The 17,609-nt window shown below is 72.4% G+C and carries 18 protein-coding genes; 15 read left to right on the forward strand and 3 right to left on the reverse strand.

Annotated features, from left to right (window positions below):
• The first annotated feature begins 11 nt into the window (after positions 1 to 11).
• Positions 12 to 3,755: a S8 family serine peptidase gene (locus tag ACFYUV_RS39135; protein WP_387678153.1), complete on the forward strand. Its 3,744-nt coding sequence runs from the start codon at positions 12 to 14 to the stop codon at positions 3,753 to 3,755.
• Positions 3,756 to 3,790: 35 nt separating this feature from the next.
• Here the strand turns inward: ACFYUV_RS39135 and ACFYUV_RS39140 are convergent, their stop codons facing one another.
• The 3 genes from ACFYUV_RS39140 to ACFYUV_RS39150 are packed head-to-tail and all read right to left on the reverse strand — an operon-like array spanning position 3,791 to position 6,057.
• Complete coding sequence (locus ACFYUV_RS39140; RefSeq protein WP_387678157.1) at positions 3,791 to 4,744, reverse strand: helix-turn-helix domain-containing protein; 954 nt, start codon at positions 4,742 to 4,744, stop codon at positions 3,791 to 3,793.
• A 30-nt stretch (positions 4,745 to 4,774) separates the two neighbouring features.
• Positions 4,775 to 5,602, reverse strand: coding sequence for a hypothetical protein (locus ACFYUV_RS39145; RefSeq protein WP_387678159.1), 828 nt, complete (start codon positions 5,600 to 5,602; stop codon positions 4,775 to 4,777).
• A gap of 32 nt (positions 5,603 to 5,634) precedes the next feature.
• On the reverse strand, positions 5,635 to 6,057 hold the full coding sequence (locus tag ACFYUV_RS39150; protein ID WP_387678162.1) for a hypothetical protein: 423 nt from the start codon (positions 6,055 to 6,057) through the stop codon (positions 5,635 to 5,637).
• Positions 6,058 to 6,213: 156 nt separating this feature from the next.
• On the opposite strand from ACFYUV_RS39150, the gene ACFYUV_RS39155 reads away from it, so the two are divergent.
• The 14 genes from ACFYUV_RS39155 to ACFYUV_RS39220 all read left to right on the forward strand — a co-directional run bounded on the left by ACFYUV_RS39155 (position 6,214) and on the right by ACFYUV_RS39220 (position 17,554).
• Positions 6,214 to 6,633 (forward strand): VOC family protein, encoded by a 420-nt coding sequence (locus ACFYUV_RS39155; protein ID WP_387678165.1) that lies wholly within the window; start codon positions 6,214 to 6,216, stop codon positions 6,631 to 6,633.
• A 41-nt stretch (positions 6,634 to 6,674) separates the two neighbouring features.
• The gene (locus ACFYUV_RS39160; protein ID WP_364327188.1) at positions 6,675 to 7,034 is read left to right on the forward strand and encodes an MmcQ/YjbR family DNA-binding protein; all 360 of its coding nucleotides are present in this window, start codon (positions 6,675 to 6,677) and stop codon (positions 7,032 to 7,034) included.
• 22 nt (positions 7,035 to 7,056) lie between these two features.
• Positions 7,057 to 7,551, forward strand: coding sequence for a GNAT family N-acetyltransferase (locus ACFYUV_RS39165; RefSeq protein WP_387678168.1), 495 nt, complete (start codon positions 7,057 to 7,059; stop codon positions 7,549 to 7,551).
• Positions 7,552 to 7,720: 169 nt separating this feature from the next.
• Entirely contained in the window at positions 7,721 to 8,098 is a 378-nt protein-coding gene (locus tag ACFYUV_RS39170; protein ID WP_387678171.1) for a hypothetical protein, read from the forward strand.
• Positions 8,099 to 8,116: 18 nt separating this feature from the next.
• Entirely contained in the window at positions 8,117 to 9,037 is a 921-nt protein-coding gene (locus tag ACFYUV_RS39175) for a DMT family transporter (protein ID WP_387678174.1), read from the forward strand.
• Positions 9,037 to 9,666 carry a GntR family transcriptional regulator gene (locus tag ACFYUV_RS39180; RefSeq protein ID WP_358290759.1) on the forward strand — a complete coding sequence of 210 codons (630 nt, stop codon included), beginning with the start codon at positions 9,037 to 9,039 and terminating at the stop codon, positions 9,664 to 9,666. Before ACFYUV_RS39175 ends, ACFYUV_RS39180 begins: the two co-directional genes overlap by 1 nt.
• A gap of 72 nt (positions 9,667 to 9,738) precedes the next feature.
• Positions 9,739 to 10,089, forward strand: a complete 351-nt coding sequence (locus tag ACFYUV_RS39185) for a hypothetical protein (protein WP_358290113.1) — start codon at positions 9,739 to 9,741, stop codon at positions 10,087 to 10,089.
• 270 nt (positions 10,090 to 10,359) lie between these two features.
• Entirely contained in the window at positions 10,360 to 11,814 is a 1,455-nt protein-coding gene (locus ACFYUV_RS39190; RefSeq protein WP_387678178.1) for a sugar transferase, read from the forward strand.
• A gap of 2 nt (positions 11,815 to 11,816) precedes the next feature.
• Entirely contained in the window at positions 11,817 to 12,884 is a 1,068-nt protein-coding gene (locus ACFYUV_RS39195) for a glucose-1-phosphate thymidylyltransferase (protein WP_387678181.1), read from the forward strand.
• On the forward strand, positions 12,881 to 13,810 hold the full coding sequence (gene rfbB, locus ACFYUV_RS39200) for a dTDP-glucose 4,6-dehydratase (protein WP_364327168.1): 930 nt from the start codon (positions 12,881 to 12,883) through the stop codon (positions 13,808 to 13,810). Before ACFYUV_RS39195 ends, rfbB begins: the two co-directional genes overlap by 4 nt.
• 13 nt (positions 13,811 to 13,823) lie before the next feature.
• Positions 13,824 to 14,675, forward strand: a complete 852-nt coding sequence (rfbD, locus tag ACFYUV_RS39205; protein ID WP_387678184.1) for a dTDP-4-dehydrorhamnose reductase — start codon at positions 13,824 to 13,826, stop codon at positions 14,673 to 14,675.
• Positions 14,660 to 15,619 carry an endonuclease/exonuclease/phosphatase family protein gene (locus ACFYUV_RS39210; RefSeq protein WP_387678187.1) on the forward strand — a complete coding sequence of 320 codons (960 nt, stop codon included), beginning with the start codon at positions 14,660 to 14,662 and terminating at the stop codon, positions 15,617 to 15,619. The genes rfbD and ACFYUV_RS39210 overlap by 16 nt, the downstream gene beginning before the upstream one ends.
• Positions 15,620 to 15,671: 52 nt before the next feature.
• On the forward strand, positions 15,672 to 16,442 hold the full coding sequence (locus tag ACFYUV_RS39215) for a WecB/TagA/CpsF family glycosyltransferase (protein WP_387678190.1): 771 nt from the start codon (positions 15,672 to 15,674) through the stop codon (positions 16,440 to 16,442).
• Positions 16,439 to 17,554: a hypothetical protein gene (locus ACFYUV_RS39220; protein ID WP_387678193.1), complete on the forward strand. Its 1,116-nt coding sequence runs from the start codon at positions 16,439 to 16,441 to the stop codon at positions 17,552 to 17,554. Before ACFYUV_RS39215 ends, ACFYUV_RS39220 begins: the two co-directional genes overlap by 4 nt.
• Positions 17,555 to 17,609: the final 55 nt, after the last annotated feature.

The following is a 17,609-nucleotide window of genomic DNA, read 5'->3' on the forward strand; positions in this document are numbered from 1 at the left end:
GAGCCACCGCCATGCCATTCAGTCGTAGAGCGGCGCTGCTCAGCGCCGCCCTCGCCGCCACGCTCGTCGCGGCCGGCACCGGAAGCGCCCACGGTGACGCGACGGCCCCCGCCGCCGGCGTCACCGGCGTCCCGGCGTCGTCGGTCACCACCGCGCGGGTCACCCTCATCACCGGGGACGAGGTCACCGTGGCCAGCCAGGCCGGCCGTCCCGTCTCGGTCACCGTCACCCCCGGCGAACGCTCGGCCGGCGCCCTGCGCACCTACACGGTCGGCGGCGACGTGTACGTGCTGCCGAACGAGGCCGCGCCGCTGGTCGCCTCGGGCCAGGTGGACAAGCGGCTGTTCAACGTCACCCAGCTCATCGCCCAGGGGTACGACGACGCCCACAGCGAGTCGATCCCGACCATCGTGCGGTACTCCGGCAAGGGCCTGGCCAAGGCCGCTCCGCCCGACGGCGGCCGGGTCACCCGGTCCCTGCCCGGCATCCGGGGAGCGGCCGTCGCCGCGGACAAGAAGCGCGGCGGCGCGTTCTGGGAGGCCGTGGACGACGACACCGCCAAGGCGGGCACGCCCAAGGCCCGGCTCTCCGGCGGCATCGAGAAGCTCTGGCTGGACGGCAAGGTCAAGACGCTGCTCGACAAGAGCGTGCCGCAGATCGGCGCCCCCGAGGCATGGGCCGCCGGTTACGACGGAACCGGCGTCAAGGTCGCCGTCCTGGACACCGGCGTGGACGCCGAGCACCCCGACCTGGCCGACCGGATCGCCGAGAGCCGCAGCTTCGTCCCCGGCGAGACGGCGAAGGACAGCCACGGACACGGCACGCACGTCGCCTCCACGATCGCGGGCAGCGGCGCGGGCTCGGGCGGCAAGTACAAGGGCGTGGCGCCCGGCGCCCGGCTGATCGTGGGCAAGGTGCTGGCCGACGAGGGCGCCGGCATGGAGTCGTGGATCCTCGACGGGATGACCTGGGCGGCCCACTCGGGCGCGAAGGTCGTCTCGATGAGCCTGGGGGGCCAGGAGGGCGCCGACGGCACCGACCCGATGGCCGTGGCGGTCAACGAGCTGACCGCCGAGACGGGCGTGCTGTTCACCATCGCCGCGGGCAACAGCGGCCCGGGGGCGACCACGGTGGGCTCGCCCGGCGTGGCCGAGGCGGCGCTCACCGTCGGCGCGGTCGACTCGGCCGACGCGATCACCGACTTCTCCAGCCGGGGTCCCCGCGGCGGCGACGGGGCGCTCAAGCCGGAGATCACCGCTCCCGGCTTCAAGATCGTGGCCGCCCGCGCCGCGGGCACCTCGATGGGCACGCCCGTGGACGGCACGTACACCACGGCGAGCGGCACGTCGATGGCCACGCCGCACGTGGCCGGCGCCGCCGCCATCCTCGCGCAGCGGCACCCCGACTGGACCGCCGCGAGGCTGAAGAACCAGCTCGTCAGCACGGCGCGGACGACGGCCGGCACCCCCGTGCACAGCCAGGGCGCCGGCCGCGTGGACGTGAGCCGCGCCGTACGCCAGCCCGTCTCGGGCTCCGGCGTGATCGACTTCAGGCTCGCCGACTGGGACGCCGGAGAGCCGGCCACCAAGCAGATCGAGTACGTCAACGACGGCGACCAGCCCGTCACCCTGACGCTCGCCGCCAAGGGCGCGGGCGAGGACCTGCCGGCCGCGGCGCTGACCCTGGGCGCCCAGACGGTGACCGTGCCGGCGCACGGCACCGCGTCGGCGGCCGTCACCGTCGACACCTCGGCCGTGCCGGCCGGGGCGCACGGCGCGCACGTCACCGCGACCACCGCCGACGGCCAGACGGTCGTGACCACGGCCGTCGGCTTCGTCCGGGACGTGGAGCGCTTCGACGTCACCCTCAAGGTGCTCGACCGGGACGGCAAGCCGACCAGCGGCGCCGCCGTCGTGCACGACATGAATCTCGACAAGCTGGCCTTTCCGGACAGCTACCTGATCGGCGCGGACGGCACCGCCAAGGTCCGGCTGCCCCGGGGCGAGCACGCCTTCATGGCGGAGATCTTCCACTACGCCGCCGAGGGGAACCGGGTCTGGGAGTACACCTACGGCGCCGAACCGGGCGCGGTCATCGACTCCGACCGGACCATCACCTTCGACGGCGCCAAGGCCGGCCCGGTCACCATGGACACCCCGAAGCCGAACCAGACGAACAGGGTCCGGCTCGGCCTGGCGGTCCAGAGCGCGGCCGGCACCATCGGCTACGGCCTCGAACAGTGGATGAACGGCGAGACGAAGGTGTACTCCGTCCCGTCCCAGGGCACGAGCAGCCGCTTCGAGTCCCGGGTCGCCTGGTCGCTCACCGCGCCGGAGCTGACGGCCCAGGTCCTCGGCGCCGGGGCAGAGCCGATCGAGCCGGCCTACTTCCGGGGCCGGGCCGGCTCCGCGCGCATCGACGGCGCCCAGGTCCTGCGGGCCGCGGACGCCGGGACCGGGCGTCCCGAGGACTACGCGGGGCAGCCGGTCCAGGGACGGCTCGCGCTGGTCAAGCGCAGCGCCGAGCTCACGCCGCAGCAGCAGGTCGACAACGCGGCCGCCGCGGGTGCGGGCGCGGTCATCATCTACAACGACAAGCCCGACAACTGGGGCGCCGAAAACTGGAGCACGTCCCCGACCAGGATCCCGGCGATGACGCTCGCTGGTGAGCAGGGCGCCCGGCTGGCCGCATCGGCGGCCAAGGGCAGGCTGCAGGTCCGGCTCTCGGGCACGGCGGTGAGCCCGTACGCCTACGAGCTGGTCAAGTACCGCAACGGCGGCGTCCCGGCGGACCAGCGGTACAAGGTGCGCGACGGCGAGCTGGCCACCGTGCAGTCGTCGTTCCACGCGTCGGCGCCGGCCACGGAGGCCGGATACACCCGGCTGCTCGTCTCGCCGATGCAGGGCACGGCCTACGCGGTCTTCACCCGGCTGATCACGCCGCGGCCGCTCACCGAGTACGTCACCGCCGACCTGCGGACCTGGGAGGCGATGCAGGTGGGCTCGGTCTGGGAGGGCGGCCAGGCGTGGCAGCAGACCGCGCCGTCCGTGCTCAAGGCCGGTCAGCGGGTGTCGCGCGACTGGAACAAGGCGGTGGTCCGCACGGCGCTGCCGGCCGCGGTGGACAAGTCCGCGATCCGCGACGGCGCGATCGGCGTGGTCCTCGCGGGCGGCCTGTTCGACACCGCGCCCGGCCAGACGTACCTGTTCCGCGCCTCCGCCGACAAGGAGCAGTCGACGGTCTACCGCGACGGAGAGCTCCTGGGCTCCGCGCCGTCGGCGGCCGTCGCCTTCCCGGTGGTGCCGGAGCGCGCCCGGTACCGCGTGGTGACCGACGTGCAGCGGAACGCACCTTTCTGGACGACCTCCACCAAGGTGCGCACCGACTGGACGTTCCACTCGCAGCAGGTGGCCGCCCAGGACCTGCTGCCGGTCCTGTCGATCGACTATGACCTCGACGTGGACGAGACCAACAGCGCCCACGCGAACGCCCCCACCCGGGTCGGCCTCGGCCTGCGCTACCCGAAGGGCCTGGCGGGGCCGCGCATCACCCGGGCCGCCCTGTGGACCTCCGCCGACGACGGCGCCACCTGGCAGCCGGTACGGCTCGCCGGGGCCGGTGAGCGGGCCTTCACCGGCACGATCAGGAACCCGGCCGAGCCCGGCGGGTTCGTGTCGCTGCGCGTGCAGGCCACCGACGCCGACGGCGGCACCGTCGAGCAGATCGTGACCCGCGCGTACCAGCTACGCCGATAGTTCCAGGTGAGGGGCGTCCCCGGCGGGGGCGCCCCTCACGGCGGGATCATGCCGGACCGGGCCGCGTACCAGGCCAGCTGCATGCGGCTGTCGGTCCCGGCCAGCTTCATCAGCCGCCGGATCCGGCGCTGGACGGTGCGCTCGCTGGTGCCGAGCCGGCTGGCGACCGTCTTGTCCGGCATCCCGGACAGCAGGTACGTCATCAGCGTGACATCGGTGTCGTCCCAGGCCGCGACCCCTTCGGTCACGCTCGTGGCGGTGAGCCGCAACGGGGTCGCCGCCTGCCACACCCGCTCGAACAACTCCACCAGAAGATGGACCAGGGACTGCCCCCTGACCAGGAGGAAGCCCGGTTCCACGCTCGTCTGGTCGGGCAGGACGGGCAGGAGCACGACCTCCCGGTCCACGATGATCATCTTGCTGGGCAGCTCGGCGGCGATCCTGATCTCGTAGCCGCCCTTCAGGAACCTGGCGATCTCGGCCGGGGCCCTGGGGTCGTCCAGCGCGGCGCGTTCGTACACGTAGCGGTAGGTGGCCAGGGCGTTGGTGGAGTCGTCGAGGTTGACGTCGAGCACGTACGGGGGCCGGAAGAAGGCCAGCACCTCCCGGCGGGCGCCGCGTTCCAGGTTGCCGAGCCAGGTGGCGAGCTGTTCGGGCGTGGTGAGCGCCTCGATCTCGCCCGCGGGCGAGGCCGCGCCCGTGCGGTAGACCTCCACCAGCTCGGCCAGCCTGCCCTGCACCTGCTGCAACGCGGCCTGGCGCTCGGCGATCAGCGTGCCGAGGCCCACGTCGGGGGGCACGGCCATGTACAACCCGGTGTTGTCGCGGTTGGCCAGGCCGAGCGCGACGAGCCGCGTCACGGCCGCCGTCACGGCCGTCACCGGCAGGTCCAGAGCCTCGCCCACGTCGGGGATCGTCACCCGGCGGCGGCGCAGGAGCTCCAGGTAGACGACCTCCTCCTCGTCGCTGAAGCCCAGCCTATCCAGCATCTTTCATCACTTTCCGGCTGCCTGGCAGCATCACGGTCGCTCGTACGCGGGCGCGGCCAGCTCCCAGAGACCGACGGGACGCAGGGCGCGCGCGGCGGCGAGCAACTGCTTCTCGGGCACGTCGCCGCCGGCGATCCGCAGCAGGGTGTTCCTGTGGGCGGCGAACAGGACCGTGCCGCGGGGATACCTCAGCACCCAGAGGTTCGGCGCCGCCTTCGTGCAGATCAAGTCTGAGGTGCTGCTCTCCTGCTCGCAGGCGTGCTCGGGAGGCGGGCTCTCCGTTCGGAGATCGACCACGACGGTGACGGCGTCTGCGCGCTCGTACGTGAGGCTGAGGTCCGGGTGGTGGATCTCCACCTCGGTCAGCCGGAACCCGGGCAGGTCGGGCACGACGTTCGTGGCGTGCCGGGCGGCCATGGCCTGCTCCTGGGCGGCGAGCGCGGTCACGTCGTGGTTCGACCAGGCCGCCAGGAACACGGACGCGGCCACGCCGACCGCCGAGAGGCGCAAGGGCGTGGCGACGGGCAGGGCGATCCCCGCTCCCAGCGCGTAGCCGCACGCCCCGCCGGCCATGGTGATCAGGCCGACGCGCCAGGCGCCGAAGGCGAGGAGCGCGGAGAAGGGCGCGGTCATGGTCAGGCCGACGTACAGCGCGACGAGGGCGAACTGCCCCAGCAGCGCCACGAGCCACCAGTTCCGCAACATGGCGTACCAGGAGAGCAACATCCCGGCCGGAAGCGTCGCGAACAACATCAGCAGCAGGTTGCCCGCGGCGTCGTCAGGGCCGTGGAAGGCGATGACGGCCTGTGCCAGGCCCACGACGGCCCCCACGAGGGCCGCCCGGATCAACGCGTTCATGCCCGATCATGGACGATCTTCGCCCATTCCTGTCAAGAGGGGGCATCCGTCCGCTTTCGCTGCGAGAACCAGCGCCAGGACGGCGGCAGGAGCAGCAGGACGACGACGGGCAGCGGCCCGAGGACGTTCGCGACGAGCAGCCGCACCGGGTCGAGGCCGCCGGAGTCCATCAGTCGCAGCACCACGTAATGGGTGACGACGAGCACCTCCAGGGCGACGACCGCCCAGCGCACCCACATGGCGCGGCTGCCGAGCCGGCCCAACAGCCAGCCGGTCAGCCCGAGGATCGCCGCCTCCCACGCGACCAGCAGGAGCGGGCCGGGTGCGAGGACGGACAACGCCGCGGCGCCCAGGGAGACAACTGCCACCAGCCCGAACGCCACCTGGAGCGTCATGAGAAACCTGGCGGCCCGTACGACGAAGGGCATCGGCTCGGTCCGCACGGTCACCGTCATGGGACAGATCATGACGGATCGGCCCCCCCGCCGGGGCAGGGGAACCCCGCGTGAATCCCGTCTTTCGAGCAGGGGACGATCGTCCGTCCCGGGAGCCCTCAATTGGACAGCGGCATGCGCGCAACGGATATTGGACGGGAATGGAGGATCTATTACATGGATGCGCGTCTGGACCATCTCGTTCTCTGGGTCTCCGACCAGCTTGCCGCCCTGCGTTTCTACGAGCAGGTGGTGGGCCTGCCGGGGGTCCGGGGAGAGGAGTTCCGCGAGGGCAAAGCGGGGTTCCCGAGCGTACGGATCGCCGAGGAGACGATCATCGACCTGATGGCGCACGACGTGTCGAAGGGCGTGGAGGAGGGCACGGGGGTGACGGGCAGCGCCGGGCACCAGATCAACCACTTCTGCCTGTCGGTGAGCAGGGAGGACTTCGAGGCGCTCAAGGTGCGGCTGAAGGACCACGGGGTCGAGGTCACCGGCACCGGCTCCAACTCCTTCGGCGCCCAGGGCATCGCCCCCGAGACCATCTTCTTCCCCGACCTGGACCGCAACGTCATCGAGGTCCGCTACTACCGCTGAGCCGGCGGGAGTTGTCGGTCGGGTTTGGTAGACAGGTCGGCATGGGTGTGAGCGTCGACGAGTTCCTCGATCTGGTGCGCGGGCTGCCGGAGGTGACCGAGCATCCCAGCGCGGAGTGGGTCGGTTTCAAGGTCCACGGCAAGGGCTTCGGCTACCTGTGGGAGAAGACCGAGACCGTCGGGGTCAAGGCCACGATCGAGGAGCAGCTCGCGCTGGTGGCCGAGCGGCCCGAGGTGTTCGAGGTGCAGTTCACCGCCGGGCGCTTCGGGTGGGTCGTCGTCCACCTCGGCAAGATCGACATCGACGAGCTGTTCGAGCTGATGGCCGAGGCGTGGTGCCTGACCGCGCCCCGGCCGCTGGTCAGCGCGTTCGAGGCGGAGCACCAGATCGCGCCCTCGTGAGCCGGCGGTAGTCTCGGGCAGCGTGACCCCCGTCGACATCCGGCTTCGCGAGTGGCGCGAGGACGACGCCCCGGCCGTGCTGCGCGCGTTCCGTACGCCCGATCTGCGCCGCCAGTCGTCCTTCCCCGTCGTCACGCTCAAGGACGCGGTGGGCTGGATCACGTCCTGGACGGGCGTCGGGCACGCGTTCGCGGTGACCGTCGAGGGCGGCGCGGTGGTCGGCAACGTGGCCGTGGCCGGGATCGACGCCCACGACAACGGGTGGGTGTCCTACTGGGTCCTGCCCGCGCACCGGGGGCTCGGGATCGCGACCGCGGCCACCGAGGCGCTGGCCCGGTGGGCGTTCGGCGAGCGCGGGCTCTTCCGGCTGGAGCTGGGGCACCGCACCGACAACCCGGCGTCGTGCCGGGTGGCGACCAAGGCGGGGTTCCGGGCGGAGGGCATCGAGCGCGGCAAGCTGCGCCACGAGGGCGTGCGCCTCGACGTCGAGCGCCACGCCCGCCTCGCCACCGACTGACCCGCCCGGCCCGCTCCCGCCGCGGAGGGCCCGGGGCGACGCCCGGATCGGGGAGGGGCTTGGTGACCGGCTGATCCCCCTGCGGAGGGCCCGTGGCCGGAGGGCCCGTGAGGGCCGGGTGATCGGGTGCGCTGGTCACGTGGTGGCGGGGTGAACTACCCTTTTTCGGGTGGACAGCGAGAGCCGGGCCGCGGCCGGGCTGCTGGCGGCCCTGAGCAGGGCGGCCGAGATCCTCGCCGGCTTACGCCACCCCTTCGTGCGCAGCCGTCCCTTCTCCTGCTTCGTCCCGCCCTCGGGGGTGCGCACCGGCGCGGACTTCGTCCTCCCCGACGGCCGCGAGGTGCGCTTCGAGGTGTCCCTCATCGTCTCCGGCGACGCCTTCCACGTGGCGGGCGGGATCACCGCGGAGGGCGAGCCGCTGGTGGAGCTGCCGCGCCGAAGCCTGCCGAACGTGCGCGACGCGCTCGCCGTCCTGGACGACTACGCGGGCGACGTCGCCGCCCCCGCTGACCGCATGCTGGACGGCCTGCTGGACGAAATTGTCTAATTGTCTGACAATGGCGGCATGAAGAACGGACCTCTCGCCGTCGTGGGCGCCTCCGCGCTCTGGGGCACCGCGGGCACCGCGGGGCTGCTGGTCTCGGCCGACTCGGTAGCCCTGGCCGCGGCCCGGCTGGTCATCGGCGGCGCCGCGCTCGGCCTGCTCGCGCGGGCCGGCGTCCGGCGGGCGTTCCGGCCGGTGCTGGTGCCGGCGGCCCTGGCGGTGGCGGCGTACCAGCTGTGCTTCTTCGCGGCGGTCGGGCGCACGGGCGTGGCCGTCGGCACGGTGGTCGCGATCGGCAGCGGGCCCGTGTTCACGGGCCTGCTGTCCTGGGTGCTGCACGGCCGGCGGCCGAGCGGGCGGTGGGCGCTGGCGACCACGGCGGCGGTCTGCGGGTGCGCGGCGCTGATCGGCGGCGGCGGCGCGCAGGCGGGCGGGCAGATGGTGTCGGGGGTGCTGTTCGCGCTGCTCGGCGGCCTGCTCTACGCCTTCTACGCGGTCTCCGCGGCCAGGGCCATCGAGAAGGGGGCCGAGTCGGACGCCGTGATGGGCGTGCTGTTCGGCGGCGCCGCCCTGGTCATGCTGCCGGTGCTGCTGGTCAACGGCGTCGGCTGGCTGGGGGAGCCGCGCGGACTGCTCGCCGTGCTCTACCTGGGCCTCGGCACCACCGCGCTGTCCTACATCCTGTACGGGCGCGGCCTGCGCACCACGCCGGTCGCCACGGCCTCGACGCTGGCGCTGGCCGAGCCGGCCGTCGCCGCGCTGCTGGGCCTGCTGGTGCTGGGCGAGCGGCTGGCCCCGCTGTCGATCGCCGGGCTGGTGATGCTGGTGCTCGGGCTGGTGGCGGTGGCCGTGCCGGAACGCGGCAGAGCCCGGGGCAGGAGTCGGGGCGAGGAGCAGGGCAGCGAGCAGGGCAGGGAAACGGCACTAGCATCACAGCCGTGATGTTGCCCCTCAAACCCGTCTCCACGGTCGGCGCGCTCGCCGACGCCCTGCGCACCCGTGTGCTCTCCGGCGAGATCGCGCCGGGCACGCCGCTGCCCGAGCAGGAGATCGCCGCGTCGTACGGCGTGGCCAGGCCGACCGTGCGCGAGGCGCTGGCCGGCCTGGTGCACGAGGGACTGCTCAGACGGGAGCGCAACCGCAGCGCTTATGTCCCCGAGGTGACGATCTCGGACCTCCAGGACCTCATGTACGTGCGCCGCCCCCTGGAGGACCTGATGGCCCAGGCCGTGGCCGGCCGCCGGGTGCCCGACGCCGAGGCCGCGCTGCTCAGGTGGGCGGAGCTGCCGGCCGACGCGCCCTGGTCGGCGACCGTCGCCGAGCACATGGCCCTGCACGAGGCGCTGATCGAGGCGGCCGGCAGTCGGCGGCTCGAACGTCTCTACGCCACGCTCGCCGCCGAGACCAGGCTCGGCATGGTGCGCCTGCGCCAGGTCTACCGCGACCGGGACGTCCTGATCCGCGAGCACCGCGAGCTGCTCGACGCCATCGCGGCGGGCCCGGTGGAGGCGGCGCGGGCGGCCGTCGCGGCGCATCTCAGCCACAACTGGGGCAGTCCCGAGCTTCCCTGAACGGGTGGCTCATGTGCGTCATTGAGCGCGAACCCTTGCGGGACGGCCCCGGAACTCGCAAGAATCGCGGCCATGCACGGCAACCCGATGCCGGACTCCTACGTATATGTCACCGAAGAGGGCGTCACCCGCCACTACGCCGACGGCAGCGTCGAAGCCCTCGCGTGGGAGGACGTGGTGGAGGTCCGGGTCGCCACCGAATCCGGGGAAGACGTCCACTACATCCTGCTCGATCGGGACGGCGAAGGCTGCGTGGTGCCGCGTTCCGCGACTGATGCCACCTTTGTCGCCCGGCTGCGCTACTTGCCCGATTTCGATCTCGACCGGCTGAACCTGGCCGCCGATTCCGCGCGTGACGGAGTTGTGGTCGTGTGGCGCAGCCCTGATCCGCCGTCCGCATTGCCGGACCTGGAGTACGACTAGCGGCTCCGCCTCCCGGTCACCTGGCGAAATGTCGCCATAAACCTCACATTTTCTCGCTCTGATGCTGCACTTTTGGATCGTTCCGTCAACCCCCGAAACCCCTAGATCGACGTCCGATTGTGGACATTTCCCGTTATTCCCCAGGTTGGAATCGATCTTTACTCTTTAGTGGGGGCCGCCGCCCTTGATAACGCATGGGTCATTGTCAACCTATGCGGCACAAGGAACGTCCTGTTATCGCGGTGAAAGCAGTTATCACAGGGTGGTGCTATGAGGGTGGGGACTGGGGAGTCCACTGCTGTGCTCCTCGAGGCCGCGCCACGCCTTGAGTCCAACATCTGGACCCGGGCGTATCTGCGGCTCCTGTTAGGCGGGGACACGGCGTGCGCGCTGTTCGCGTGCGCGTGCGTGCTGGGCGTACGCCTGGCCTCCGGCGTGTACGTGCCGATCGCCGAGTACGTGCTCGGGCTCGGCCTGCTCGTCGTCTGGCCGGTCGCGCTCATGATGGCGGGCGCGTACCGTCAGCGCGCCAACGGCGAGGGCACCGAGGAGTTCAAGGCCGTCTTCACCGGCGGCATCGGGCTGATGGCCACCACGGCCATCCTGGCCTACGCCACGCAGACGGCCATCGCGCGCAGCTTCGTCATGGCGATGCTGCCGCTGGTGCTGCTGGCCACGCTCTACTTCCGCTACCGCATGCGCAAGCGGCTTCACCGCAGGCGGGCGATCGGCGAGTACATGCGGCAGGTGATCGCGGTCGGGCACCGGGAGTCGATCCTCGACCTCGTCGTGCAGTTCCGCCGCCAGCCGCACCACGGCATGCAGGTGGTGGGCGCCTGCCTGCCGCACGACACGCTCGACGTCGACCTCGACGGCATCCCCGTGATGGGCTCCTTCGGCGACGTCGCCGAGGTCGTGGCCCATTCGCGGGCCGACGCGGTGGCCGTCCTGGCCTGTCCCGAGCTGGACGGCGCGGCGCTGCGCCGGCTGGCCTGGAGCCTGGAGACCGCGCGCACCGACCTGTTCGTCGCGCCCGCGCTCATGGACGTCGCCGGCCCGCGCATCAGCATCAGGCCGGTGGCCGGGATGCCGCTGCTGCACGTCGAGCACCCGGAGTTCGACGGCACCCGGCAGCTCGTGAAGGCGGCCTTCGACCGGCTGGTGGCCGGCGCGGCCCTGCTCGTGCTCGCGCTGCCGCTGCTGACGCTCGCCCTGGTGATCAGGCTCACCAGCCAGGGGCCCGCGCTGTTCCACCAGACCAGGGTGGGCAGGGGCGGCCGGGAGTTCCGGGTGGTGAAGTTCCGCACGATGGTGGTGGACGCCGAACGGCTCAAGCACCAGCTTCTCGCGGCGAACGAGTTCGACGGCGTGCTGTTCAAGATAAGGAACGATCCAAGGATCACCCGCGTCGGCGCGTTCCTGCGCCGCTACTCGCTGGACGAGCTGCCGCAGCTGCTCAACGTCATCCGTGGTGAGATGTCCCTCGTCGGCCCCCGGCCGCCGCTGCCGGAGGAGGTCGCCAGGTACGGCGCCGACGTGCGCCGCCGTCTGGTGGTCAAGCCGGGCATGACCGGCCTCTGGCAGGTCAGCGGGCGCTCCGATCTGACGTGGGAGGAATCCGTCCGGCTCGACCTGCGCTACGTGGAGAACTGGTCGCTCCTGCTCGACCTGCAGATCCTGTGGAAGACCTGGTCCGTCGTCACCCGTGGAGAAGGGGCTTACTAGCAGTGAAGGCACTCGTGCTCGCCGGAGGGTCGGGCACACGGCTCCGGCCCATCACGCACACCTCGGCCAAGCAGCTGGTCCCCGTCGCCAACAAGCCGGTCCTGTTCTACGGGCTGGAGGCCATCGCGGCGGCCGGGATCCGGGAGCTCGGCCTGGTGGTCGGGGACACGCAGGCGGAGATCGAGACGGCCGTGGGGGACGGCTCGGCGTTCGGGCTGCAGGTCACCTACCTCCGCCAGGAGGCGCCGCTCGGGCTGGCCCACGGCGTGCTGATCGCCCGCGAGTTCCTCGGCGACGACGACTTCGTCATGTACCTGGGCGACAACTTCGTCGTCGGCGGCATCAACGACCTGGTGGGCCGGTTCGTCAGGGAACGTCCCGCCGCGCAGATCATGCTGACCAGGGTCGGCGATCCCGGCCAGTTCGGGGTCGCCGAGCTGGACGCGAAGGGCCGGGTGGTCGGCCTGGAGGAGAAGCCGGCCCGGCCCAAGAGCGACCTGGCGCTGGTCGGCGTGTACCTGTTCAGCCCGGCGATCCACGCCGCCGTCGCCGAGCTCAAGCCGTCGTGGCGGGGGGAGCTGGAGATCACCGACGCCATCCAGTGGCTGATCGAGGCCGGGCTGCGCGTGGAGTCGTCGGTGATCTCGGGATACTGGAAGGACACCGGCAACGTCACCGACATGCTGGAGGTCAACCGGCTGGTCCTGGAGTCGGTCGAGCCCGGTGTGCGCGGGCGGGTCGACGAGGCCAGCGAGCTGATCGGCCGGGTCGTGGTCGAGCCGGACGCGGTGGTCGAGCGCTCCCGCGTGGTCGGCCCGGCGATCATCGGCCGGGGAGCGCGCGTCCAGGACAGCTACGTCGGGCCGTTCACCTCGGTCGGCGCGTCGTGCGTGGTCACCGGCAGCGAGATCGAATACTCGATCCTGCTGCCCCGGGCGTCCATCGACGGCGTCGGCCGGATCGAGGCGTCACTGATCGGCCACGACGTCGAGGTCACCCGAGCGCCCAACACGCCCAGAGCCCACCGTCTCGTGCTGGGCGATCACAGCAAGGTACAGATCACTACATGACAAGAATTCTGGTGACCGGCGGCGCGGGATTCATCGGCTCCCACTTCGTCCGGGGGCTGCACGACGCGTACGTCACGGTCCTCGACAAGCTCACCTACGCGGGGAACCGGGCCAATCTCGAAGGGGTGCGGCACGAGTTCGTCCACGGCGACATCTGCGACGCCGAGCTGCTGCGCGAGGTCGTCCCCGGGCACGACCTGGTGGTGAACTTCGCCGCCGAGTCACACGTCGACCGGTCGATCGAGGGCGCCGCCGCCGAGTTCATGCGGACCAACGTGCTCGGCACCCAGACGCTGCTGCAGGCGTGCCTGGAGGCGGGCACGCCGAAGGTCGTCCAGGTCTCGACGGACGAGGTCTACGGGTCGATCGACATCGGCTCCTGGGACGAGTCCGCGCCGGTGCGCCCGCGGTCGCCGTACGCGGCCAGCAAGGCGGGCGGCGACCTGATCGCCCGCTCGTACGCGATCACCTACGGCCTGAACGTGTCGATCACCCGCTGCGGCAACAACTACGGCCCCCGGCAGTACCCGGAGAAGCTGATCCCGCTGTTCGTCACGAACCTGCTGCGCGGCCGCCCGGTCCCGCTGTACGGCGACGGCGGGAACGTGCGCGACTGGATCCACGCCGAGGACCACTGCGCCGGCATCCGCCTGGTCGCCGAGAAGGGCGAACCCGGCGAGATCTACCACATCGCCGGCACCGCCGAGCTGACGAACAAGGAGCTGACCGCCCGCCTGCTCGAAGCCTGCGGCCGCGGCTGGGACTCGGTGCGCCACGTCGAGGACCGCAAGGGCCACGACCGCCGGTACTCCCTGGACGACAGCAAGCTGCGCAAGCTCGGCTACCGCCCGGAGATCCCGTTCGACCAGGGGTTGAAGGACACGATCCGCTGGTACGCCGAGCACCGCGACTGGTGGCCCGCGTGACCGGGCGCCTGCCATGAGGTGGCTCGTCACGGGCGGCGGCGGGATGCTGGCCGCCGACGTCCTGGACCGGGCCGTGCTGACCGGCGAGCCGGTGCTCGCGCTCGCCCGGTCCGAGCTCGACCTGTGCGACCGGCGCGCGGTGCGCGACTTCGTCGCCGCCTACCGGCCGGGCGTGGTGGTCAACTGCGCCGCCTGGACCGCCGTGGACGACGCCGAGACCCACGAGGCCGAGGCGCTGGAGATCAACGGGCACGCGGTGGGCTGGCTGGCCGAGAGCTGCGCGCGGGCCGGGGCGCGGCTCGTGCACGTCTCCACCGACTACGTCTTCGACGGCACCGCGCCGGGCCCGTACCCGGAGGACGCGCCGACCGCGCCGGTGAACGCGTACGGCAGGACCAAGCTCGCCGGCGAGCGGGCGGCGCTGGAGCACGGGCACCACGTGGTGCGCAGCGCCTGGCTGTACGGCGCGGCCGGCCCCAACTTCGTCCGGACCATGATCAGGCTGGCGGCCGAGCGCGACACCGTGGACGTGGTCGACGACCAGCACGGCCAGCCGACGTGGACCGCCGACCTGGCCGACTACCTGGTACGGCTGGCGCGCTCCGAGCTGCCGCCGGGCGTCTACCACGGCACCAGCTCCGGGGAGACGACATGGTGCGGCCTGGCCAAGGAGATCTTCACGCTGCTCGGCCTGGACCCGGACCGGGTGCGACCGGTGAGCTCGGCGGGCTTCCCCCGGCCGGCCCGGCGGCCGGCCAACAGCGTGCTCGCGCACACGAAGGGAGAGCCGATCCGGCACTGGCGCCAGGCGCTGCGCGCGGCCTGGCCGGTGCTGACCCGCGGGCGCCGGTGCGGCGTCGCGTAGGCGGCGCGGTGCTGTGGATCATGGTGGCGGGCCTCGCGGGCTGGGCGGGGCTGCGGCTGCTCGGGTGGGAGCCGAAGTTCCTGTGGTCGCAGCTCGTGTCGTTCACGCCGTACGCGGCGGCGCTGTCGGTGGTGCCGCTGGCGTTCGCGCTCTACCTGCGCGCCGGGGCGCTGATCGCCGCCGCGCTCGCCGTGACCTGCGCGTTCGCGGTGGCCGTCGTGCCGCGCGCGGTGCCCGAGGGCAACCCGCCGGCCGCCGGGCCGGTGCTGCGGGTGCTGGCGGTCAACCTGCTGCACTCCTCCGTGCTGCCGCCGGTGCTGGTGGAGACGGTCGAGCGCGAGCGGCCCGACGTGCTGCACCTGCTGGAGTTCACCGGCCTGATGCGGGAGCGGGTGGAGGAGCTGGGGCTGACGCGGCTGCTGCCGTACCGGATCGTGCTGCCGGGGGAGGACTCGTCGGGGGCGGCGATCTACTCGCGGTACCCGTTGCGGGCCGCGGACTCGCTGATCGCGGCGCCGCCCTTCGAGGAGAGCCCGCGCCACCTGCCCGCCGTCGTCACGCTGCCGGGCGGGCGGGAGGCCGAGATCGTCGCCGTGCACGCGTGCGCGCCCTCGGAGGGCTGGCGCACGGCCTGCTGGGCGTCGAGCATCCGGGCGCTGCCGCCCGCCGGCGGCCGCCTGCGGATCCTGGCCGGGGACTTCAACTCCACGCTCGACCACGCGGTGCTGCGCGATCTGATCGCCACCGGCTACCGGGACGCCGCCGACGTCACCGGAAAGGGGCTCTCCATGACCTGGCCCTACTACGAGCAGCCGCGGCTGTTCCCGAAGGTGGCCATCGACCACGTGCTGGCCGACCGGCGGATCGCGGTCCGGAGCTTCCAGACCCTGCGGGTGCCGCGGACCGACCACCGGGCCACGCTCACCGAGCTGGTCCTTCCTTGATGTGACGTTTCCGGAGCTGAGACCGATATGTCATGGACACCCAGGGGGACGGATGACGAGGTTGCCGGAGCGGAAGACGGTGTTCGGCACCGTGCTGGACGCCCTCACCATGAACCAGGTGATCGCCCGCTGCGTGGCGGCCGTCGCGGAGGGCGGCAGGCTGACCATCGGCGTGGTGAACGCCGCCAAGGTCGTCAACATGCGCGCGGACGCCGCCCTGCGCCAGTCGGTGCTGGACAGCGACCTCGTGCTGGCCGACGGGCAGGCGGTGGTCTGGGCGGCGCGGGCGCTCGGTCACCGGATCCCCGAGCGGGTGGCGGGCATCGACCTGTTCACCGAGCTGATGGCCGAGGGCGGTCGGCGCGGCTACCGGGCGTACTTCCTGGGCGCGACCGGTGAGGTGCTGGCCGGGGTGCTGGACGAGGTGCGCGCCCGCTACCCGGGGCTGGCCGTCGCCGGCTCCCGCGACGGCTACTTCGCGCCGGAGGAGTCGGCCGAGGTCGCCGCCGAGATCGCCGCCTCGCGGGCCGACCTGCTGTTCCTGGGCATCACCTCGCCGAAGAAGGAGATCTTCATCCGCGAGTGGGGCGAGCGCACCGGGGCGCGGATCATCCACGGCGTGGGCGGCTCGTTCGACGTGCTGGCCGGGCGTACCCGCAGGGCGCCGGTGCGCTGGCAGCGATTAGGGCTGGAGTGGCTCTACCGCATGCTCCAGGAGCCGCTGCGGCTCGGGCCGCGCTACGTGCGCACCAACGGCAGTTTCCTGCTCCTGGTGGTCAGGGAGTGGGCCGGTGTCAGACGCAGGATCGAGGAGACGACGTGACGGATCACCGGATCGCTCTGCTGAGCTCCGGCCACCAGGACTTCGTGCGGGGCATGCTGGACCTGTCGGTACGCGGCCTGCCCCCCGGCTACGCCGACGGCGGCTTCGTCTTCACCCGCCGGGGCCGGCGACAGCCCGACGGCACGTGGACGGCCGTGCCCGAGGGGCGCAGCATCCGCTACTCCGCGATCGTCGCGCTCGGCGTGGCCACCCTGGAGGAGGCGCGGCAGCGGGCGGCGCTGGCCGGCGACGACGTCCTCGACCTGGTGGGGAACCTGGTCAAGCGGCTTCCAGAGGTGAGCGGCGCCGGCGACGCGGCGCTGATCTGCTGGGCGGCGGCCGAGGCCGGGCACGCCGACCTCGACCTGGCCCTGAGCCGCCTGGCCGAGCTGGACGCGGGCGGGCAGATCCACACCGTCGAGGCGGCGTGGGTGCTGGCCGCCCTGGTCGCGGCCGGGGTGCGCGACGGCCGGGCCGAACGCGCCCGCGAGCGGCTGCTCGGCGGGCTGGCCGACAACCGGCTCTACCCGCACGCGCTCGGCCGGGGCGCGCTGGTGCCGCGCTACCGCGCCCACGTGGGCTGCTTCGCCGACCAGGTCTACCCGCTGCAGGCGCTGGCCCGGCTGCACGCCGCCACCGGGGACGCCGAGGCGCTGCGGGCCGCCGAGCAGGTGGCCGCGGGCATCTGCCGGGCGCAGGGGCCGGAGGGGGAGTGGTGGTGGCACTACGACGCCCGCACCGGCTCGGTGGTGGAGGGGTATCCGGTGTACAGCGTGCACCAGCTCTCCATGGGGCCGATGGCGCTGCTGGACCTGGCCGACGCGGGCGGCACGGCGTACGTGGCGGAGATCTCCAAGGGGCTCGACTGGATGATCGAGCGGCCCTCGTTCGTGCTCGACGACCTGGCGCTGACCTGGCGGAAGGAGGCCAGGGCCGATCCGCGCAAGCTGGTGCGCGGGCTGCGGGCGATGGCGACGGGCGTGCACAAGGAGATGCGGCTCGGCGTCCTGGACCGGGTCTACCCGCCGGTCGCCGTGGACCGGGAGTGCCGGCCGTACGAGCTGGGGTGGTTGCTGTACGCGTGGCTGGCCAGATGCGGACAAAGCGCGTGACTTAGCCCTGGATCGGTGCGATAGATCGATCCAGGGCTCGGGGGATTTTTCCGTT

Source organism: Nonomuraea sp. NPDC003560 (genome assembly GCF_042878785.1).
GTDB lineage: Bacteria > Actinomycetota > Actinomycetes > Streptosporangiales > Streptosporangiaceae > Nonomuraea.